Raw genomic sequence first — 19835 nt, 5'->3', positions numbered from 1 at the left:
CGAATGGTTTCCAGGAAGAACAAACAAAGTGACCCTCATGCCCAGCGTGAGGCCCAGAAATATGACAACCCCATCCAGAGTCGGGAGTACATTCTCCAACATCTGAAAGAGCGGGGCGCGCCGGCCACGCACGAGACCCTGTGTCAGGAACTCGGGCAGACGTCCGCGGAAGGGATTGAAGCGTTGCGCCGTCGTCTGATTGCGATGTGCCGTGATGGACAGTTGATCTGTAACCGCCGTGATGCGTTTCTGCCGATAGAAGAAGCGGATCTGGTCACCGGGCGTGTGGTTGGACATCGTGATGGTTTCGGGTTTCTGATCCCCGATGATGGTGGCTCCGATCTGTTTCTGACCGCCCGGCAGATGCGCCAGGTGTTCCACGGTGACCGGGTGGCCGCCCGGGTGGATCAGGTGGATGATCGTGGGCGCCGGGAAGGCAAGATTGTGGAAGTGCTGGAGCATCGTACTTCCCAGATTGTCGGTCGGTTCTTTAAAGAAAGCGGCATCGCTTTTGTGGTGCCGGAGAACGCCCGGATCAATCACGAGATACTGGTTCCGGATGAGCAGGCGGGTAAGGCGGTTCACGGCCAGTATGTTGTGGTGGAAATCATTCGTCAGCCGACGATTCGAACCCAGCCCACCGGCCAGGTTATCGAGATTCTGGGCGAGCACATGGCGCCGGGAATGGAAATCGATGTGGCCATTCGTTCCTACGAAATCCCGCATAGCTGGCCGCCCGCGGTCGGTGAACAGGCCGCCTCGATTCCCGCGGAAGTGGCAGAGAAAGACAAGGCAAACCGGGTGGATATCCGCAACATGCGCCTGGTGACCATCGACGACGAGAGCGCTCGTGACTTCGATGATGCCATTTACTGCGAGCCTCGTCCCCGTGGTGGCTATCGGTTGGTGGTGGCCATCGCTGATGTCTCCCATTATGTCCGCCCGGGGTCGCCACTGGATGAAGAGGCCATTCAGCGCGGTAACTCGGTGTATTTTCCGGACCACGTGGTGCCCATGCTGCCGGAGAAGCTCTCCAATGGCCTGTGTTCCCTGAACCCGGATGTCGACCGTCTGTGCATGGTGGCCGACATGACCATCAGTGCCGCCGGTAACATCAGCGGCTACACCTTCTATCAGGCCGTAATGCGCAGCCATGCCCGGCTGACCTACAACAAGGTCAGTGCCATGCTGGAGCATCCGGATACGGAGCAGGGCTACAAACTCAGCGCCCACTATGCGGATCTGCTGCCGCATCTGCACAACCTGTATGACCTCTACAAGTTGTTGCGAAAGGCTCGCACCGAGCGTGGGGCCATTGATTTCGAGACCACGGAAACCAAGATTGTTTTCGATGCCCAGCGCAAGATTGAGGAAATTGTTCCGGTGCACCGGAACGATGCCCACAAGATTGTCGAAGAGTGCATGCTGTGCGCCAATGTGGCGACGGCCCGCTTCCTCAAGAAGCACAAGATTCCGGCGCTTTACCGGGTGCACGACGGGCCTTCGGAAGAGCGTCTGAGCAATCTGCGCCTGTTCCTGGGTGAGCTGGGATTGCAGCTGGGCGGCGGCGACAAGCCGTCATCGGCAGATTACCAGGCCTTGCTGGGTCAGGTGGCCGACCGCCCGGATGCCAATGTCATCCAGATGGTGATGCTGCGCTCTCTGAGCCAGGCTGTGTACAGTCCTGAGGAAGCCGGGCATTTTGGTCTTGGCTTCGCCAGTTATACCCACTTCACGTCGCCAATTCGACGTTACCCGGACCTGATTGTGCATCGGGCCATCAAGTCCCGGATCCATAATCCCGAGGCAACCAAAGATCTGGTGTCCCCGAAGGTGCACGATCCCGAATTGGCTGAGTATCCCTACGATTATGCCCGTATGGAGCAGTTGGGTGAGCATTGCTCCATGACCGAACGCCGGGCCGACGATGCCACACGGGATGTCATGGCCTGGCTCAAGTGCGAGTTCCTGCGCGATCACGTGGGCGAGGAGTACGATGGCATTATCGGCGCGGTGGTGCCGTTTGGCTTCTTTGTTGAGTTGTCCGATATCTACATCGAAGGTCTGGTACACGTCTCCACGCTCAGTGGTGACTACTTCCATCACGATGCCGTCAAGCATCGTCTGATTGGTGAGCGCACGGCGGTCAGCTTCCGTCTGGGTGACGAAGTGCGTGTCCGCGTGGTGCGTGTCGATCTGGAAGACCGCAAAATCGATCTTGAGCTGGTAAGTACCCCCAGGCGCCGGAAGGCAGACCGCGATGCGCTGGAAGTGTCCAAGCGCGAGCCGCGGGGCAAGGGCAAGGGTGATCGCTCCGGTAAAGGGCGAAAAACCGGTAAGCCGGCCAGCGCCAAGGAAAAGCTGGCAGCAGAGGCTGCCCGGGAGGCCCGGTCCAAATCGGCCAAAGGTAAACCGTCAGGCTCGGGCCGTAAGCGCAAGAGTCGCAAATAACACGTTACGCAGGAATTGATTGTCAGTGTCTCAGGAATATGTATTCGGCTGGCATGCCGTAGATGCCGTGCTGAAAAGAGAGCCGGAGCGGTTGCAAAGGGTCTGGATTCAGACCGGTCGTCAGGACAAGCGGGTGAAGTCGGTTACCGATGCCCTTGACGGTCTGGGGGTGCCCTGGAAAGTGGTGCACCGGAAAGAGTTGGATGAGCGGGTGTCGGGTGTCCACCAGGGTGTTGTTGCTGCCGTTGCGGAAAGCCGGGAGTGGACCGAGGATGATCTTCTTGCCCAGTTGGCCGCCAGCGACAAGTCGCCATTCCTTCTGGTGCTGGATGGCGTGACGGATCCCCATAATCTGGGTGCGTGCATGCGTACCGCCGATGCGGCGGGAGTGCAGGCCGTGATTGTGCCCAAGGATAAATCTGCCTCGTTGACACCGGTTGCCCGAAAGGTCGCCTGTGGGGCGGCAGAAACGGTACCGTTTGTCCGGGTGACCAATCTCGCCCGTTTCCTTCGGGAGTTGAAGGACCAGGGCGTGTGGTTGATTGGTACGGCCGGTGAGGCGGATGCCACCTTGTATCAGGCTGATTTCAAGGGGCCGGTTGCTCTGGTGATGGGCGCCGAAGGTAAAGGTATGCGCCGGCTGACCCGTGAACATTGTGACCAGTTGATCAACATCCCGATGCTCGGCCACGTCGACAGTCTGAATGTGTCTGTGGCGACCGGTGTCTGTCTTTACGAGGCGCTGCGCCAGCGCCTCGGTTAAACCTTGCACAAACAGGCCTGCGGGCCTAGAATACGTCACCCCTTTTTCAAGGGGTGGTTTTTTATTGCCTGTTTCATGGCAATAAGGAGCTTCGCTTTTGATCAAGCCTTTCTTGTAAAGCCTTATTGATAAAGCAAAAAAGAAACCGGCAGCAATTGCTGTCACCTCCTTGCTTTCACGCTCCGGCCACAACCACTGGTATGGCCAGCAGGAGAAGAAAGCTGTTTAAACCGTAGGGAGAACTCATGCGTCACTACGAAATCGTTTTCATGGTACATCCGGATCAGAGCGAGCAGGTGCCCGCGATGATCGAGCGTTATACCAGCGTCATCACTGAAGATGGCGGCAAGGTACATCGCCTGGAAGATTGGGGCCGTCGTCACCTGGCTTACCCGATCAACAAGATCCACAAGGCTCACTACGTGCTGATGAACATCGAATGTTCACAGGCCGCGATGGACGAGCTGACTCACAACTTCCGGTTTAACGACGCCATCATCCGTGACCTGATTCTGCGTCGCGACGAGGCCGTTACCGACCTGTCTCCGATGAAAGCCGCTGAGTCCCGTGAGGACCGTCGTTCCGGCGGAGACGATCGTCCACGTCGTTCAGCTGACTCTGAAGAGCGTCAGAGCGCATCCCAGGACGAAGAAGAGTAATTAACCGGAGTTAGGAGTTACGTTATGGCTCGTTTTTTCAGACGTCGTAAGTTCTGCCGCTTCACGGCAGAAGGTGTTAAAGAGATCGATTACAAGGATCTGGACACCCTGAAAGGCTACATCACTGAAACCGGCAAAATCGTGCCCAGCCGCATCACCGGCACCAAAGCACGTTATCAGCGTCAGCTGGCTACCGCTATCAAGCGTGCCCGCTACCTGGCACTGCTGCCGTATACGGACGGTCACGACCACTAAGTTTTAACGGACAGGACCCGGGACCATGCGTGCACTGGCACAGTATGTAATGCGCGGTCCCCTGCAGGCTGGCGGGGTTGCAGCGGTTACCACCGCAGTACCCTTACTGTTCTGGATTGGCGCAGCGGTAACTGGCCTGGTCGTTCTTCGACTGGGCATTCGCCAGGGGCTCAATATTGGCCTCTGGGCTTTGATTCCGGCGATCGGGTGGGCCGTTTACGGCCAGGATCCCACGGCGCTGGCGGTGCTGCTGCAGGTGATGCTGATGGCATCCATTATCCGGACGACGTTGTCCTGGGAAAGAGCGCTGTTGTCCGGTGCCTTTCTGGCGATACTGACCGGGCTGATGTTGCCTATGATGTATCCGGCGCTGCTGAACGATCTGGTTCAGGCTGGTGTCGAGGTTTACGAGCAGTACAACACTGAAATGGCCCGTGCGCTGGGTGGTGAACTGGAACAGGTTATCCGGGACACCATGAACGCCAGCATGGCCGGTACCTACTTTGCCACCGCCATCGGTATGACGATGCTGGCAAGGTCGTGGCAGGCGGGGTTGTATAACCCCGGTGGATTCCGCAAGGAATTCCATGGCCTCAGGTTATCGCCGGCGGTAGCCGTAGTGTGCGCCATCACCATGGTGGTCGGCCCGATTCTTGGGCTGAATGCCATACTGCTGGCCTGGGCTGCGGGCACCCCGCTGGTTCTGGCCGGGTTGGCTCTGGTGCACGGTGTGTTTGCTCGAAAGCAGTGGAGCGGAAACTGGCTGGCAATGTTTTACGTTGCTCTGGTTCTGCTGGGTCCCAATCTGTTGATGCTGTTAGTGGTTCTGGCTTTTGTGGATAGCTGGCTGGATATCCGGGGGCGTATACCCGCCGGTCCGGCTGAATAAAGCACGAAGAGGTTAACGAGATGGAAGTTATTCTGCTCGAGAAAGTCGCAAACCTTGGCTCCCTGGGTGACAAGGTAAAGGTTAAGGCCGGTTACGGTCGTAATTTCCTGCTGCCGTACGGCAAGGCCGTTCCTGCTACGGAAGCAAACGTAAAGGCGTTTGAAGAGCGTCGCGCTGAGCTGGAAAAAGCTGCTGCTGAGAAGCTGGCTGCTGCCCAGGCCCGTGCCGAAGCTCTGGAAGGCGCTTCCTTCACCATCACCTCCAAGGCCGGTGAAGAAGGCAAGCTGTTCGGTTCTATCGGTGTTCGTGACATTGCCGACGCAGTGTCTACCGGTGGTACTGAAGTCGAGAAGAGCGAAGTTCGTCTGCCGGAAGGCCCGATCCGGGTGACTGGCGAGTACGACATCGAACTGCAGCTGCACACAGACGTTGAAGTGACCATCAAGCTGGCGGTTGTTGCCGAGTAATCGGTAGCCCAGTGACAGGTCGATTCAACCAGCACTGAAGCCGCAGGTTTCTGTGCTGAAAAACGGGCCCGAGCCGGAGACGGTTTCGGGCCCGTTGCTTTCTGGTATTCTTGTCATCTCGTTTGTTCATTTCCCTGATGTCGGTGTCTATGGCCAATCCCACTCTGAAACCTGCTTCTATTGATCCGGAAACCAGTCGCATCAAGGTCCCGCCGCATTCGGTCGAGGCTGAACAGGCGGTGCTCGGCGGCCTGATGCTGGACAACCGTCGGTTTGACGAGATCGCCGAAATTATTTCAGCGGCTGATTTTTACCGGCAGGACCATCGCCTGATTTTCGGCGCCGTGGAGCGCCTGGCCAGCGAGAGTGAGCCGCTGGATGTGGTTACCCTGGCCGAGTTTCTGGAACGGACCGGCGATATCGAGGATGCCGGTGGCCTGTCTTATCTGGCTGAACTGGCCGAGAAAACACCCGGCGCCGCCAACATTCGGGCCTATGCTGACATTGTTCGTGAACGCTCCATTCTGCGGCAGTTGGTGGAGGTGTCCGGCAAGATCTCCGATTCCGCCTTCAACCCGCAGGGGCGGAAAAGTAACGATATCCTGGACGAAGCCGAGCGCAGTGTGTTCCAGATTGCCGAGGCGCGTACCAAAGAGGGCTCTGGCCCCAAGGCCATTAACCCCATTCTGGCCACCACACTCAGCCGCATTGAAGAGCTGTTTGAGTCTGGCGAGCAGACGACCGGTTTGACCACCGGATTCCGGGATCTGGACGACCAGACCTCCGGTATGCAGCCGGCCGACTTGATCATTGTGGCGGGGCGGCCCTCTATGGGTAAGACCACCTTTGCCATGAACATTGTTGAGAACGCCCTGATCAGCACCGGCACCCCGATACTGGTGTTCAGTATGGAGATGCCCGCAGATGCGCTGGCCATGCGTATGCTGTCGTCGCTTGGTCGCATTGATCAGACCAAAGTGAGGGGCGGCAAGCTGGAAGAGGATGACTGGCCCCGGCTTACCTCTGCCGTCAGTCTGTTGAAGGATAAGCCGCTTTATATCGATGACACTCCGGGGCTGAGCCCGACCGAAATGCGCTCCAGGGCCCGTCGGGTGGCCCGGGAGAACGGCGGCAAGATTGGCCTGATCATGGTCGACTATCTGCAGTTGATGCGGGTGCCGGGTAACACCGAAGGCCGTACTGCCGAGATTTCCGAAATCTCACGCTCACTCAAGGGTATTGCCAAAGAGCTGGGCTGCCCGGTTGTGGCGCTGTCCCAGTTGAACCGGAGTCTGGAGCAGCGACCCAACAAACGCCCGGTCAACTCGGACCTGCGGGAATCCGGTGCGATCGAGCAGGATGCCGACGTGATCATGTTCGTATACCGGGACGAGGTCTACAACGAAGATACGCCGGATAAAGGCATTGCCGAGATCATCATCGGTAAGCAGCGGAATGGCCCGATCGGTACCATCCGTCTCGCGTTCATCGGTAAATACACCAAATTCGAAGACCTGGCGCACGGCGATTACAGCGATTACGGTGGGGATTATTAATGCCACGCCCCACCGTTGCCCGCATTGATCTTGACGCCCTGAAACACAATTTCCGCCGGGCCCGGGAACTGGCCGGAACCGCCTATGCCATGGCGGTGGTCAAAGCCGATGGCTATGGCCATGGCATTCGCTCGGTTGCTGATGCTCTGGCTCCGGAGACCAGCCGGTTTGCGGTGGCCTGTATCGAGGAAGCCATAGCCATTCGCGGTGCCGGCCATCGGCACAGCGTGGTGCTGCTGCAGGGCACCCATCAAAAGGATGATCTGGCCGAATGTGAGCGGTCGGGTTTTGAACCGGTGCTCCACTGTCAGCAACAGTTATCGTGGCTCGGTGCGGGGCGTTCTCCCAGATTCTGGATCAAGGTCAATACTGGTATGAACCGTCTGGGCTTCCGGCCCGAAGAGCTGCCGGAGGTGATGGCCGGGCTTGAGGAAACGGGTCTGAAGCATCTTGCGATTGGTTTTGTCACTCATTTTGCTTGTGCCGATGATCCGGACAGCGAGATGACCGGGCTCCAGACCCGGATTTTTGAGCGGGCGGTAGCTCCCTGGCCGGATTTGATGCGTAGCGTGGGTAATTCCGCGGCTCACTTTCGCCCGAATCAGCCGCTGTACGAGTGGAGCCGCCCGGGGATCATGCTCTACGGGGCGTCGCCCATGGAGGGTAAAACCGGTGCGGAGCTGGGGCTTTGCCCCGCGATGACCTTGCAGGCGCCTCTGATTACCACACGCGTGGTCCGTGCCGGGGAGTCGATAGGGTATGGCGCTTCCTGGACGGCCAGTCAGGATACCCGAATGGGCATGGTGGCCATTGGTTATGCCGATGGCTACCCGCGTCACGCGGGTACCGGAACGCCAGCCGCCGTGCGCGGCCAGCGAATCCGTTTGTTGGGGCGGGTCTCCATGGACATGCTGGCGGTAGACCTCAGTGCCGTCCCTGAAGCTCGGGAAGGCGACATGGTGGAACTCTGGGGCAAAACCGTCAGTGTCGACGAGGTGGCCGGTTACGCCGGTACCATTGGCTATGAGTTGCTCACCGGCGTTACGTCGCGGGTGCCTCGGGTTCATGAATGATTTCTTCGATGAAATCGAGAATCGCCGCCAGGCTGCGGTCGTCCAGTTTCTTGAGGACTTTGTGAATCACCATTTTGCTGCCCTTGAGCATGCTGCTGATGCCCATTTTGGCCATTCCCATCATCATGCTGCCGGCATTCAGGCGGCGTAGTGGCTCAAGGAAAAAGAAATCCAGCCCGGATTCGGTCAGTTCAACGATGAGCTCATACAGCTGGTCGATGGCCTGCTTGTCGGCTTTGCCGCGGCCTTTGAGCTCACTGACGGTATAAAGAGCCCGGGTTCTTAGTTCATCGGGGATAGGGGCCACTATATGGCTCTGTTGTTTCAGCATTGGGATTCCCGTTGTTGTATGCTTGTGGATCCGGGAGCGTTCACCGGCTCCCCGTAAGGCTGACGTTTCAGGCTGCATGATACTGCAGTAAAGTAGTGTTCCGAGCCATTGGCCCGAGTGTTTCCTGACATCCGTCACATCAGTGATATTCCGGAGGCGTTGTTTCCACGTGCATGTACTTGTTGTTCACGACTATGGCCCGCTTGGCAAGGTGCTGTTGGAGCGCCTGCGGGAAACGCATCTGCGGATCAGTCCTTTGCTGGTCAGTGATCCTGCCAATGTCGACCTGCATGCCCTGGATAACTGGATTCCTGAAGACACCGCGCTGATTATCAATGCGTTGTGGCTGGCGGATCCGGAAAAGGCGGAGAACAACCGGGAGGCCACCCACGAAGCAGCGTTCTCCCTGCCGCTGGCCCTCGCAGAGCATGCCCGTGAGCGCAACATGGCCTTGCTGCAGCTTTCTTCGTGTTACGTGTTTGATGGTCGGAAACAGGGTGCCTACATTGCGTCGAATCCGGGGCAGCCTGTTAACGAGCTGGGCCGCTGGCAATGGGAATGTGAGCAGGCCCTGAGAACGCAGCTCCCGCGGCATATTATTCTGCGTACCGGCTGGAGCCTGGCCCGGTTTATCGGCAAGGTTCAGCGAAGTACGGCGCAAGGTGGACTGTCTTTGCCCGGCCGCTGTCAGGGGCAGCCGGTGGCGGTGAAGGATCTGGCGCGGGTGATCGTGGCAGTGGCGCTCCAGATCGATTGTGGTGCTGAAGTCTGGGGTACCTACCAGTATGCCGGGGCAGAAGAGATCAATCTGTATGAACTTGGGTTGGCGATAGCCGGCATGCCCGGCATTCCTGAGGGAATCAAGGTGGTGGACGAGGTGCCCGACTGGGGCCACATCGAACCGGTAAACACCACTATGGTCTGTACCAAGATCCGCAATACCTTCGGCATAAAACAGATGCCGTGGCGCACCTGGTTGTCTGAAGAGGTGGCGATGTTGAAGGAATCGAACAGCGCTGAGCGGGTTCCGGCAAATTCCTGAATCCGCTCAGGGCGTGTGGCTGGTTAGTGCTTACTGGCCCTGACGGGCGAAATCCCGCGTTACCATCTGCAGCGCTTCCACATCCAGCAGTTCCACTTCCCGCCCGCGAGCGCGGATGATGCCCTGATTCTGGAAGCGGGTGAAAACCCGGCTCACGGTTTCAACTGCCAGGCCCAAGAAGTTGGCAATGTCGTTCCTGGCCATGGGCAGGCTGAAATTGGTAGCCGACATACGACGACGCCGGAAGCGGCTGGACAGCGACAGCAAAAGCGCCGCAATGCGCTCTTCGGCGGTATTCTTGCTGAGCAGCATGGCCAGTTGATGGCTGTTCTGGATTTCCTGGCTCATCAGGTGATACATGTGGTGCTGCAGTTCCGGCAGCTTGCCGGTGAGTTCCTCCAGCTTGTCGACCGGGAATTCACAGACGCTGGTACGTTCCAGCGCTTTGGCGGTGCAGGCATAGTTCTCGCTGCTCATGCTGTCCAGCCCCACCAGTTCACCCGGCATGAAGAAACCGGTTACCTGTTCTTCGCCGCCCTCAGTAATAATGGATGTTTTGATGGAGCCGCTCTTGACCGCAAAGCAGGAGCGAACCGGGGTGCTCTGGTCGAAAATATGTTCGCCGCGGTTATAGATTTTTCCCTGCTGGACAATGTCCTCAAGGCGATCAAGATCGTTCTCTTCAATGGCCAGAGGTAGACACAGGTTGCTCAGGCTGCACTGGTGACAGGAGGCCTTGAGAGGAGATACTTGGTGAAGTCGAATTGCCTGGGCCATAGTTGACGAACCATCCGGGTTGATCCATTCAAAACCGCACCGAAGCGTGTGCGGTGCGTCCTCAGCCCCAACAGGTAAGGCTTTTGCCTGCGTTCGGGGCGGACACCCTGGGCAATCCGGATACCTGGGCATGCGGCGGATTCCCATGGGTGCCAATGCTGAAACATCTGGTTTCAGTCACCTTGATTTAAATCAAGTATAGCAAAAAAGGCTAGTCTTATGCCCAAACTTTAGTCTTTACGGGTTTGGCCTTTACGCCGAGTCCGGCTAGCGTTTCTTCTTCTTGCGCTGCTCATCCTTTCTGGCTCTCTCTTCCGCCTCGGCCTGTTCCCGGGCCCGGGCTTCCACCAGTTCCTGTTCCACCATGTCCGGCGTTTCCAGCGAGATCCGGCCGAGCGTCCCGGCTCGGAGTTCGTTCAGCAGCACTTCGGAAACCTTGTGCAGATCCGGTACCCCGCCGCGGCCCAGGAAACGGCGTTTTACGGCGATGGCATCCATCAGTGCCAGCCCATCCACGGGTGTTTCGTCCAGCCCGTAGCGGTTGACGACGAGCTCCGGGTAGTGGGCAATCAGATAATCCGCCTCGAACAGCGCAACATCCTCGAAATCCAGCACAGCACTGCGGATTGCGCCGGTTACTGCCAGGCGATAGCCGCATTGCACTGGCGAAAGCTTGGGCCAGAGGAAGCCAGGGGTATCGTAGAGCAGAACGTTATCCGGCAGTTTGATGGCCTGTTGTGCCCGGGTAACCGCCGGCTCGTTGCCGGTTTTGGCGGCGGGCCGGCCAGCCAGGGTATTGATCAGTGTGGATTTGCCGACGTTCGGGATGCCCAGGATCATCACCCTCAAGGCGCTTTTCTGTCGATCATGCCCGGGCGTCATCTCTTCCGCCAGCTTGAGGATGCCCAGGGCTTCCTGACGTTGATTGTGTGTGAGTGTGACCGCACGTACACCCCGTTCCCGCTCCAGCCAGGCCAGCCACTGCTCGGTGATGACCGGGTCGGCCAGGTCTCGCTTGTTAAGCACCTTGATCAGCGGGGTATCGCCACGCAGCGAAGGCACCAGTGGATTCTCACTACTGAAGGGAATCCGGGCGTCCACTACCTCGATGATGAGGTCCATCTGGGGCATGACTTTCTTGATCTCCTTTCGGGCCTTGTGCATATGCCCGGGAAACCAGTTAATGGCCATGGTGTTTACTCCGCTGATTGATTGAGGGCGCCATTATGCAGGGGAATGACTAAATTTTCACATTCATCAAATCCCGCCAGTGCCGCGCCCTCAGAGCGAATCAAACTGAGAACCTGTACAAATTGAAGGGATATCGGGGTGAAATGAAGCAGGAGAATGCTTTAGGGTGTCACTTCAAACGATCAAAGCCAATCCGTGGTGGCTCCCGACAGGCCGCCTCAATGATGGAGAACAGTATGAAGCTCGCAAAATTCATCGGTTCCGCACTTGTCGCCCTGACTATCTCAGCGCCGGCGATCGCACAGCAGTCGCCGGGTGGTCAGCCGGATCAGGTTGCCCAGCTGGCCCAGATGGTGGGGCTGTCTGAAGAACAGCAAACCGAGATTCGCGGCATCATCGACGACATGCAGGGCGAGATCGGCGAACTGCGTCAGGATGCCCGCTCGCTGCAGGAAGACCTGCAAGAGCAGATCAAGCCGGATTACGACGAGTCTGCCATTCGTGACAATGCCGCCAAACTCGGTGATGTGACCGGTGAAATTGCAGCGCTTTCTGCCCTGATGCAGGCGAAGGTAGATGCGGTGTTCACCCAGGAGCAGCGTGATGAGCTGGATCGCCGCATGAAGCAGATGCAGCAGCAGATGCAACAACAGCGTCAGATGATGCAGCCTCAGGGCCAGCAGTAATCCGCTGAGTCGGTGTGTTTGAGAGAAACCCCGCCGGAGCCTGGCCCCGGCGGGGTTTTTTGTTATGGGGTATTAAACGGGCGAACCAGAATGATCAGCCTGGGCAGCAAGGTGAGTGCACCCAGCAAGGCCATGAACATGGCAAAACCGGTGAACAGGCCAAAGTAAATGGTGGGAATGAAGTTCGACAGCACCAGTATGGAGAAACCGGCAATGATAGTCAGCGAGGTGTAGAACATGGCCTGGCCAATGCTGCGATGACAACGGTGCATGGTGGCCAGGTAGTCGCCGTCTTTGGCGAACTCGGTTTTGAAGCGATGGATGTAGTGGATGGTGTCATCTACCGCAATCCCGACGGTGATGGCCGCCACGGTAATGGTCATCATATCCAGTGGAATGCCCAGCCAGCCCATCAGCCCCAGTACTGAGCCTGCGGCTATCAGGTTGGGTGCCATACCCACCAGCGCCAGCTTCACGGAACGGAACAGGATCAGAAACATGACCAGTATAGCGCCAAACACCACGCCGATGGTTTTGATCTGGGAATCGAACAGGCTCTGAAGCATGTTGTTGTACATCACTGTCATGCCTGAGAGCAGTATGCGATCCCGGTCGTAACCGAGTTCGGTGCTCAGGTGGTGGCGAATGTCATCCAGCAGCTCCTGTCGACGCAGGTCTGGCATGGTTTCCAGTATGCGGATGCTGAATCGCGCCTTGTCCTGCTCCTCAGAAATGTAAGGGGTCAGCAGAATATCCTGTAGATCGTCCGGTACGGCGGCGGGCACAAAGGCCAGCTCCAGAGCGTCCAGGGGCTCACCTCCGTTAACCTGGGCCAGCAGCTCGAGCGTGGTCTGTATGGACAGGACTTTGCCGGTCTCCGGCAGGCTGTGCAGGTAATCATGCACCTCGCCCAGCTGGCGCATTTTCTGATAGGTGTACCAGGTATCCCGGTATTCCTCGTCACCGCAGTCTTCCACAAACGGGTCGCAGTCACTGGCGAAGGGGTCTGTGTTGGCATTTGCCGGGGCGGGCTGGTCGGTGATGACCACATCCAGCGGCGTGGTGCCCCCCAGGCGGTCGTCTATGGTAACCATGCCCTGATGGATTTCGGTGGAGGACTTGAAGTAGTCGATAAAGCTGTTCTCCACCGTCAGCCGGTTCAGGCCAATCACGCAGAGCACGGCAATGACCCCGGAACTGACCAGAACCGTCCCGCTGAAGCGCTCGGTGAAGCGGGCGAAGGCATCGGTGAAGGGCACCTTGTCTGAGCTCACGCGCTGGTCGATAGGGGGTGGCAGCAGGCTCAACAGGGCCGGGAAGATCAAGAAAGTAATGAGAAAAGCCACGGTCAGCCCCAGGGTCATCATCCAGCCAAAATCGATGACCGGCTGGATGCCGCTGAAGGTGAGGGAGCCGAAGGCAACAATGGTGGTGATCGCCATATAGAAGCACGGTCGGATCATGGTCATCAGGGTGTTGCGCAGGATGTTGTTTGGCGCAGCCTCGGGCTCGTCATGCTGGAATTCCCGGTAGCGCACAATCAGGTGGATGGTGAGCGACAGGGTCATGATCAGTAGCAGCGAAATAAAGTTGGACGAAATCACTGTCACCGGCCATTGGGCCCAGCCCAGAAATCCGACCATCAGCCAGACGGTAAAACCGCAACACAACAGTGGTACCACGACCCAACGCCATTGCCGGAAAATAATCGCCAGGGTGAGCAGCAGGAAAGCCAATACCCCGAAGCCGAAAGTGGAGAGATCGTTTTCAATAAACCGGATCATGTCGGCGACAATCATGGGCACGCCGCCCAGGTGGATGCTGGCGTGGTCGCGGTATTGCTCCAGTATGGCGCGAACCTGATTGATGGTGGCATCACGCTCTTCACCCAGTTGCTCGGTGTAGCGGATGAATTCGTCGCTTGTCTGCTCAAGTTGCGTCCGCTCGGCCTCGCTGGCCTCGCCCCGATTCACCTTTTCCCGGAGTTCGTTACGCTGGTTGAGTAAGTCAAAATAGCGGTCAGGGGTTGGCAGGTTGACCTGGATGGCCGTGGTCTTGCCGTCCTCGCTGATGAGCAGGTTGGGGTACATGGGGTTGTCCAGCAACGCCTGTCGGCCGGTCGCCGGAGCCACATCGTGTTCATCCAGCGTTTTGATCTCGCTGTCGACGGTGTCCAGGGTAAGGTCCGGACTGTGCAGCAGCGGTACATTCAGAATGCTGTTGGTGGAACCGACGGCCTCAAGAGCCTGCAAGTCGTCGCGAAGAGCCCTCAACCGCGACAGGCCTTCGGTGGTGAACAGGGGCTCGTTGGGGGTGTAGGTGACCACCAGGAAATCGTCAGAGGTGGTGAAGGTCTGGTTTACCTGTCGGTACTGCTCCAGCGAACGATCGTTTTCCAGCACCAGGGATTCTGCCGAGGCATCCAGCCGGAACTGATCAAAACGCAGCGCGGTCAGTGCCAGTAGCAGGGCAAACAGGGCCAGAACAATCCAGGGGTGGGGCAGGATAAAACGGTCGTAGAAGGCGCCAAGGCGATTCATGAGTTACAACTCTGCAGTCAAAAACGAGTGCAGAGTGTGCCACAAACCTCAGCGAACTGTGACCTTTGCCGAGGCTTCTTCCAGTGAACGGATCAGTTGCTCCAGACGTTGCGTCATATCCGCGCTTTCCGAGAGCTGGACAACCATGTTCCGGGTAGTCTCCCGGATGTCCTGAACATTGGTCAGAACCTGATCGGTATCGGCGGTCTGTTCGGCAGACATATCCGCGATTTCCTGATTGGTCCGGTCGATACGGCCGACCACCTCGTTAATGGCTTCCAGGGCCTGGCGCCCCTTCTCGGATTCTTCCACGCATCGCTCGGCGTCGTCTGAGCTCCCCGTCATCTGTTCGACAGCGGTATTCATGGAGGCCAACAGGCGATCCAGGGTGGTCTGGATCTGGTCAGTGGAGTCCTGAACCCGGCGCGCCAGGTTACGGACTTCTTCGGCAACCACCGCAAAGCCCCGGCCCTGTTCGCCCGCGCGGGCGGCTTCTATGGCGGCATTGAGGGCCAGCAGGTTGGTTTGCTCGGCAATGCCCTTGATTTCGGTAATGGTCTGGCCAATCTCATGGCTGTTTTCGGCCAGTGACTGTACGCTGCCAGCAGACTGGCGAACCACACTCGCCAGCATGCGAATGCTGTCAGCGCTCTGGCTGACCCGTTGGCTGCCATTTACCGCAGTCTCCCGGGCTTCTGTGGACAGGGTTTTGGCAATGCCTGCCTGTTCGGCAATGCCGACAAAGCTTTGCAGCATGGCCTCAACGGATTCGGCCGAGCGGTTGGCGCCTTCCTGTTGCCGCGTGAGGCTGTCCCTGCGTGCGGCGGCCCGCTTGGTGAGAGATTCGACCTCCTGGTGCAGGTGTTCAGTGGCCGTTTTCATGCTGCGAACGACATCAGATGTACGATCCTGCATCGCATTGAAGGCAGCGGCCATTTCGCCAATTTCATCCAGGGAGTCGACGTCGGCCCGACGGCTCAGGTCGCCGCTGGTCTGCACCGCAACCATGGTGTCCTTGAGCCGGTTAACATGGCGTTCGATAAAGGAAATCAGCAGCTGGGAACCGGCCATCTCCAGCGCCATGAGCACCGCCACGATCAGTGCAAAGCCCGGCGCGGTGTCTGCAAAAACCTGGCTGAAGCTGGATTCGGTCTGGCCTGCAATCACCTGCATGGCATAGAGCACCAGCAGACACAGCACCGCAAACACGAGAATATTCAGCAACCAGAATTTGTACTTCAGCCGGATATTTCGCAACAGGGTCAGCATTGGCAGCTCTCAGTCAACGGCCTTGACCGGAATCTGCATCGCCTTGTCGGGCACGGGAACCTCCGGCACGCTCAGGCCAAGATTGTTCTTGTCGAATACCCGGTCGGCCCGGTAGCTGGAGCGAACCATGGGGCCGGACGGCACTTCCATGAAACCTTTTTCCAGACCAATGTCGCGGTAACGGTTGAATTCTTCCGGGGTGACGTAACGCTCCACCGGCAGGTGGTTCGGCGTGGGGCGCAGGTACTGGCCCAGGGTGAGAATATCCACACCAATGGCGCGCAGATCGTCCATGGTTTCAAGGATTTCCTCTTCGGTTTCACCCAGACCCAGCATCAGGCTGGTCTTGGTGAGCACATCTGGCCGATGTTTCTTGGCGTGGGCCAGTACGCTCAGGGTTTTTTCGTAACCGGCACGGGGGTCTCGCACACGACTGGTCAGGCGCTTGACGGTTTCCACGTTCTGGGCGAAAACGTCCAGTCCGGAATCCACCACTTTTTCCACGTCGCTCATTACTGCATCAAAGTCCGGGGTCAGGGCTTCTACCGCCACCTCCGGGGTACGCTGTTTGATGGCCGAGACACAGGCCGCGTAGTGTGCGGCGCCGCCGTCGGGTAAGTCGTCACGGTCTACCGACGTCAGCACGATGTAGCGCAGGCCCATCAGTTCCACAGACTTGGCGGTGTTTTCCGGCTCTTCCGGGTCAAGCCAGCCTTTAGGGTTGCCGGTGTCGACCGCGCAGAATTTGCAGGCCCGTGTGCATACGGAGCCCATCACCATGATGGTGGCGGTGCCGTTGGTCCAGCATTCGCCAATGTTAGGGCAATGTGATTCCTGGCAGACGGTGCTCAGGCGGTGCTCGGTTACGTTCCGGCGCACGGCATCGTAGCGCTCGCCGCCCGGCATACGCGCTCTCAGCCATTTTGGCTTGCGCTCCAGAGATTTGCCTTCCGTGTTTGATGATGAACGCTTGACGCCGTCCTTGATGGCGGAGAAGCCGTGTTCGTTACGGAATTTGGAACCACTGGTAATGCGGGGCTTTGCGCTTTCGCTCATTGGCCAGGAACTCTCGGATAAGGGTGTGGTGAACCTTTAAGAGTAATCGGCAGACAGGGCAGTTACAAGGCAGGTAGGGGCAATCACGGGGTTACCGGGCACGACTTTGGTCGTACCCGGTTGAGGGAAATCAAGCCTGGGATTTTTCCAGGGCCTGAGTGATATCGGCGATGATATCGTCGGCATCTTCAATGCCGATCGACAGCCGTACAAGGTCTTCGCTGACCCCCGCACTTTTCAGCTCGTCAGCATTGAGCTGGCGGTGGGTAGTGGTGGCCGGATGGCAAGCCAGGGACTTGGCGTCGCCAATGTTCACCAGTCGCAGGATCAGATCCAGGGCATCGATGAATTTGGCGCCGGCTTCGCGGCCGCCTTTAATGCCGAAACTGAGAATGCCGGAGGCCTTACCGTCACAGATCTTGTCGCAGGTCGCCTTATAGGGGCTGTTCGCCAGGCCGGCGTAGTTGACCCATTCCACGGCGGGATGATCCTGTAGGAACTGGGCAACCTTCTGGGCGTTGTCGCAGTGGCGTTCCATGCGCAGGGCCAGCGTTTCCAGCCCCTGCATAATCAGGAAAGAATTGAACGGCGACAGGGCGGAGCCGGTGTTGCGAAGCGGTACCACCCGACAGCGGCCGATAAAAGCGGCTTCGCCCAGGGCTTCGGTGTAAACCACGCCATGGTAGGAGGGGTCGGGCTGGTTCATCATCGGGAACTTGTCGGCGCTGGCCTTCCAGTCGAACTTGCCGGAGTCCACCACAATACCCGCTACCGTGGTGCCGTGGCCGCCGATGTACTTGGTTAGCGAGTGAATCACGATATCTGCGCCATGCTCGAACGGGCGGCACAGAAACGGCGTGGCGACAGTATTATCGACAATCAGCGGAATGCCGTGCCTGTGGGCAATCTCGGCCCACTTCTGGATATCCACCACATTACCGGCCGGGTTGCCGATAGATTCACAGAACAGGGCTCGGGTCTGGTCGTCGATGGCGTTCTCTACCGCCGCGAAATCATCGTGGGGCACCATCTTGCATTCGATGCCCTGGTTCGGCAGCGAGTGAGCAAACAGGTTGTAGGTGCCGCCGTACAGCTGGCTGGTGCTGACAATGTTGTTGCCCACCTTGCAGATGGTTTGCAGGGCATAGGTAATGGCCGCCATGCCGGACGCTACTGCCAGTGCGCCAATACCACCTTCCAGCGCTGCCATACGCTCTTCCAGAACCGCGTTGGTGGGGTTCATGATGCGGGTATAGATGTTGCCCTGTACCTTCAGGTCAAACAGGTCGGCACCATGCTGGGTGTCGTCGAAGGTGTAAGACGTGGTCTGGTAAATAGGCGTGGTGGCGGCCTTGGTGGTCGGGTCGCTCTTGAAGCCGGCGTGCAACGCGAGAGTAGCTGGTTTCATCACAACATTCCTTGCTGGTGGATTGTTCGTTATTGGTTTAAGGAGCCGAGTATGCCACAGGCATTCGGGCTTCGGCACAGTTCCAGCGGTTATACCGATATAAGGTGGAACGCGGAGTCAGTCCAGGACACCGTATACCAAAGCTCTGAGCTGCTGTCGGATGGGGTAGGACGAAGACGGCATCAGCTGGGTCATGAAAATCACCACCAGATCTTCCACCGGGTCGATAAAGAAGCTGGTGCTAGCCAGGCCGCCCCAGCCGAATTCTCCCGGCGAACCAATCGTGGCGGATTTGGCGATATCGGTTTTGACCGAGAACCCTAATCCGAAGCCGCTGCCGGCATAAGGTGTTTCAGTGAAGCCGCCAATAGACAAGGCAGGGAGATCCTGGCCGCCCGGTAGGTGGTTCAGGCGCATAAACTCCAGGGTTTTGCGGCCGATGATGCGCTGGCTCTGATATTCGCCACCCTGGCACAGGGCCTGGGCGAAGCGGAAATAATCATCTATGGTGGACACCAGCCCGCCGCCACCCGACAGGAATTTGGGTTCCTTCAGATAGCGTGACCGCTCCGGATCATCCTGAAGTTTCATGGTATTACCGGATTGGTACAGGTAGCAGGCGGCAAAGCGTTCCTGCTGGTCTGGTCGCACATGAAATCCGGTATCGGTCATGCCCAGGGGGGCAAAGATGTGCTCCTGAAAGTAGCTGTCCAGAGATTGGCCGGAGAGCAGCTCAACCAGGTAGCCCAGGACATCGGTGGACACAGAATAGTTCCACGCAGTGCCGGGAGAGAACTCCAGAGGTAACTCGGCCAGCCGGTCGACCAGCTTGTCCAGAGTCAGAATGGTACTGCCATCCAGTTTCAGCTTGCGGTAGGCGGCATCTACCTCGGTTCGCTCGGTGAAGCCATAGGTCAGCCCGGAGGTGTGGGTCATCAGATCCCGGATTGTCATGACCGAGGCCGCGGGTTCGGTCTCGAAATCCGGATAACGGCCTCCCTTGTAGACGCGTAGATTGCGCCAGCCTGGAATGTATTTGTGGACCGGGTCGTTGAGCAGGAACTTGCCCTGCTCGTATAGCTGCATCATGGCAATGCTGGTGACGGGTTTGGTCATGGAGTACACGCGGAACAGGGTGTCCCGGTTCATCGGTAAGTTTCTCTCCACATCCCGCAGGCCCTGGGCGTGACACCACAGAATCTCGCCATGCCGGGCTACCAGGGTAACCATTCCAGGAAGCTTCCTCGGCTGAAGGTAATGAGTGTCAAAGAAAGAAGCGATTGGCTCGAATTTTCCGGTATTCCGTTTTGGCATAGTCACTTTGCACAGGTATTGAAGAGGTTAGTTCGATCAGCGTGTTGCCGGCAGACAGGGCATTTCTGTACTACCCTGAAACCACCGTTCGATTTGCACGGGCAGGGA

The 19835-nt window shown here is 58.0% G+C and carries 18 protein-coding genes; 10 read left to right on the top strand and 8 right to left on the bottom strand.

All coding sequences use genetic code 11. The annotated features are described in order from the left end of the window. Positions 1-3: 3 nt before the first annotated feature. The 8 genes from rnr (at position 4) to alr (ending at position 8113) form a co-directional block, all read left to right on the top strand. Positions 4-2451 (top strand): ribonuclease R, encoded by a 2448-nt coding sequence (gene rnr / locus ACSSVV_RS06825; RefSeq protein WP_011785851.1) that lies wholly within the window; start codon positions 4-6, stop codon positions 2449-2451. A 25-nt stretch (positions 2452-2476) separates the two neighbouring features. Further along, complete coding sequence (gene rlmB, locus ACSSVV_RS06820) at positions 2477-3214, top strand: 23S rRNA (guanosine(2251)-2'-O)-methyltransferase RlmB (RefSeq protein WP_023011456.1); 738 nt, start codon at positions 2477-2479, stop codon at positions 3212-3214. Positions 3215-3459: 245 nt separating this feature from the next. Then, positions 3460-3873, top strand: coding sequence for a 30S ribosomal protein S6 (gene rpsF / locus ACSSVV_RS06815; RefSeq protein WP_011785849.1), 414 nt, complete (start codon positions 3460-3462; stop codon positions 3871-3873). A gap of 24 nt (positions 3874-3897) precedes the next feature. Further along, positions 3898-4128: a 30S ribosomal protein S18 gene (rpsR, locus tag ACSSVV_RS06810; RefSeq protein ID WP_011785848.1), complete on the top strand. Its 231-nt coding sequence runs from the start codon at positions 3898-3900 to the stop codon at positions 4126-4128. A gap of 25 nt (positions 4129-4153) precedes the next feature. Next, positions 4154-5017 carry a hypothetical protein gene (locus ACSSVV_RS06805; RefSeq protein WP_023011457.1) on the top strand — a complete coding sequence of 288 codons (864 nt, stop codon included), beginning with the start codon at positions 4154-4156 and terminating at the stop codon, positions 5015-5017. Positions 5018-5037: 20 nt separating this feature from the next. Continuing rightward, positions 5038-5484, top strand: a complete 447-nt coding sequence (rplI, locus tag ACSSVV_RS06800) for a 50S ribosomal protein L9 (RefSeq protein WP_011785846.1) — start codon at positions 5038-5040, stop codon at positions 5482-5484. Positions 5485-5633: 149 nt separating this feature from the next. Beyond that, positions 5634-7040, top strand: a complete 1407-nt coding sequence (gene dnaB / locus ACSSVV_RS06795; protein ID WP_023011458.1) for a replicative DNA helicase — start codon at positions 5634-5636, stop codon at positions 7038-7040. Further along, positions 7040-8113 carry an alanine racemase gene (gene alr / locus ACSSVV_RS06790; RefSeq protein ID WP_454105768.1) on the top strand — a complete coding sequence of 358 codons (1074 nt, stop codon included), beginning with the start codon at positions 7040-7042 and terminating at the stop codon, positions 8111-8113. The genes dnaB and alr overlap by 1 nt, the downstream gene beginning before the upstream one ends. Here the strand turns inward: alr and ACSSVV_RS06785 are convergent. Beyond that, a complete protein-coding gene (locus ACSSVV_RS06785; protein WP_022991953.1) occupies positions 8082-8444 on the bottom strand; it encodes a hypothetical protein in 363 nt (120 codons plus the stop codon). The genes alr and ACSSVV_RS06785 overlap by 32 nt on opposite strands. Positions 8445-8613: 169 nt before the next feature. Here ACSSVV_RS06785 and ACSSVV_RS06780 point away from each other — a divergent pair, with 169 nt between their 5' ends. Then, positions 8614-9486, top strand: a complete 873-nt coding sequence (locus ACSSVV_RS06780; protein WP_454105767.1) for an SDR family oxidoreductase — start codon at positions 8614-8616, stop codon at positions 9484-9486. Between the two features lie 30 nt (positions 9487-9516). Here ACSSVV_RS06780 and fnr read toward each other — a convergent pair whose 3' ends face one another. After that, complete coding sequence (gene fnr, locus ACSSVV_RS06775; protein WP_023011460.1) at positions 9517-10263, bottom strand: fumarate/nitrate reduction transcriptional regulator Fnr; 747 nt, start codon at positions 10261-10263, stop codon at positions 9517-9519. A gap of 267 nt (positions 10264-10530) precedes the next feature. Then, complete coding sequence (gene ylqF / locus ACSSVV_RS06770; RefSeq protein WP_153740892.1) at positions 10531-11454, bottom strand: ribosome biogenesis GTPase YlqF; 924 nt, start codon at positions 11452-11454, stop codon at positions 10531-10533. A 236-nt stretch (positions 11455-11690) separates the two neighbouring features. Between ylqF and ACSSVV_RS06765 the strand changes: the two genes are divergently transcribed. Next, complete coding sequence (locus ACSSVV_RS06765) at positions 11691-12140, top strand: Spy/CpxP family protein refolding chaperone (RefSeq protein WP_014420689.1); 450 nt, start codon at positions 11691-11693, stop codon at positions 12138-12140. Between the two features lie 62 nt (positions 12141-12202). Here ACSSVV_RS06765 and ACSSVV_RS06760 read toward each other — a convergent pair whose 3' ends face one another. From ACSSVV_RS06760 to ACSSVV_RS06740, 5 genes are all read right to left on the bottom strand, one after another. Beyond that, positions 12203-14680 (bottom strand): efflux RND transporter permease subunit, encoded by a 2478-nt coding sequence (locus tag ACSSVV_RS06760; protein WP_454105766.1) that lies wholly within the window; start codon positions 14678-14680, stop codon positions 12203-12205. A gap of 48 nt (positions 14681-14728) precedes the next feature. Beyond that, positions 14729-15949 carry a methyl-accepting chemotaxis protein gene (locus tag ACSSVV_RS06755; RefSeq protein ID WP_454105765.1) on the bottom strand — a complete coding sequence of 407 codons (1221 nt, stop codon included), beginning with the start codon at positions 15947-15949 and terminating at the stop codon, positions 14729-14731. Positions 15950-15958: 9 nt separating this feature from the next. Continuing rightward, on the bottom strand, positions 15959-17005 hold the full coding sequence (gene lipA / locus ACSSVV_RS06750; RefSeq protein ID WP_011785836.1) for a lipoyl synthase: 1047 nt from the start codon (positions 17003-17005) through the stop codon (positions 15959-15961). A gap of 130 nt (positions 17006-17135) precedes the next feature. Further along, complete coding sequence (locus tag ACSSVV_RS06745; protein WP_014420692.1) at positions 17136-18413, bottom strand: O-acetylhomoserine aminocarboxypropyltransferase/cysteine synthase family protein; 1278 nt, start codon at positions 18411-18413, stop codon at positions 17136-17138. Between the two features lie 117 nt (positions 18414-18530). Beyond that, positions 18531-19727 carry a serine hydrolase domain-containing protein gene (locus ACSSVV_RS06740; RefSeq protein WP_454105764.1) on the bottom strand — a complete coding sequence of 399 codons (1197 nt, stop codon included), beginning with the start codon at positions 19725-19727 and terminating at the stop codon, positions 18531-18533. Between the last annotated feature and the right edge of the window lie 108 nt (positions 19728-19835).

The organism is Marinobacter sp. MBR-105 (assembly GCF_053628895.1).
This window is presented reverse-complemented; position numbering and strand designations above follow the sequence as displayed.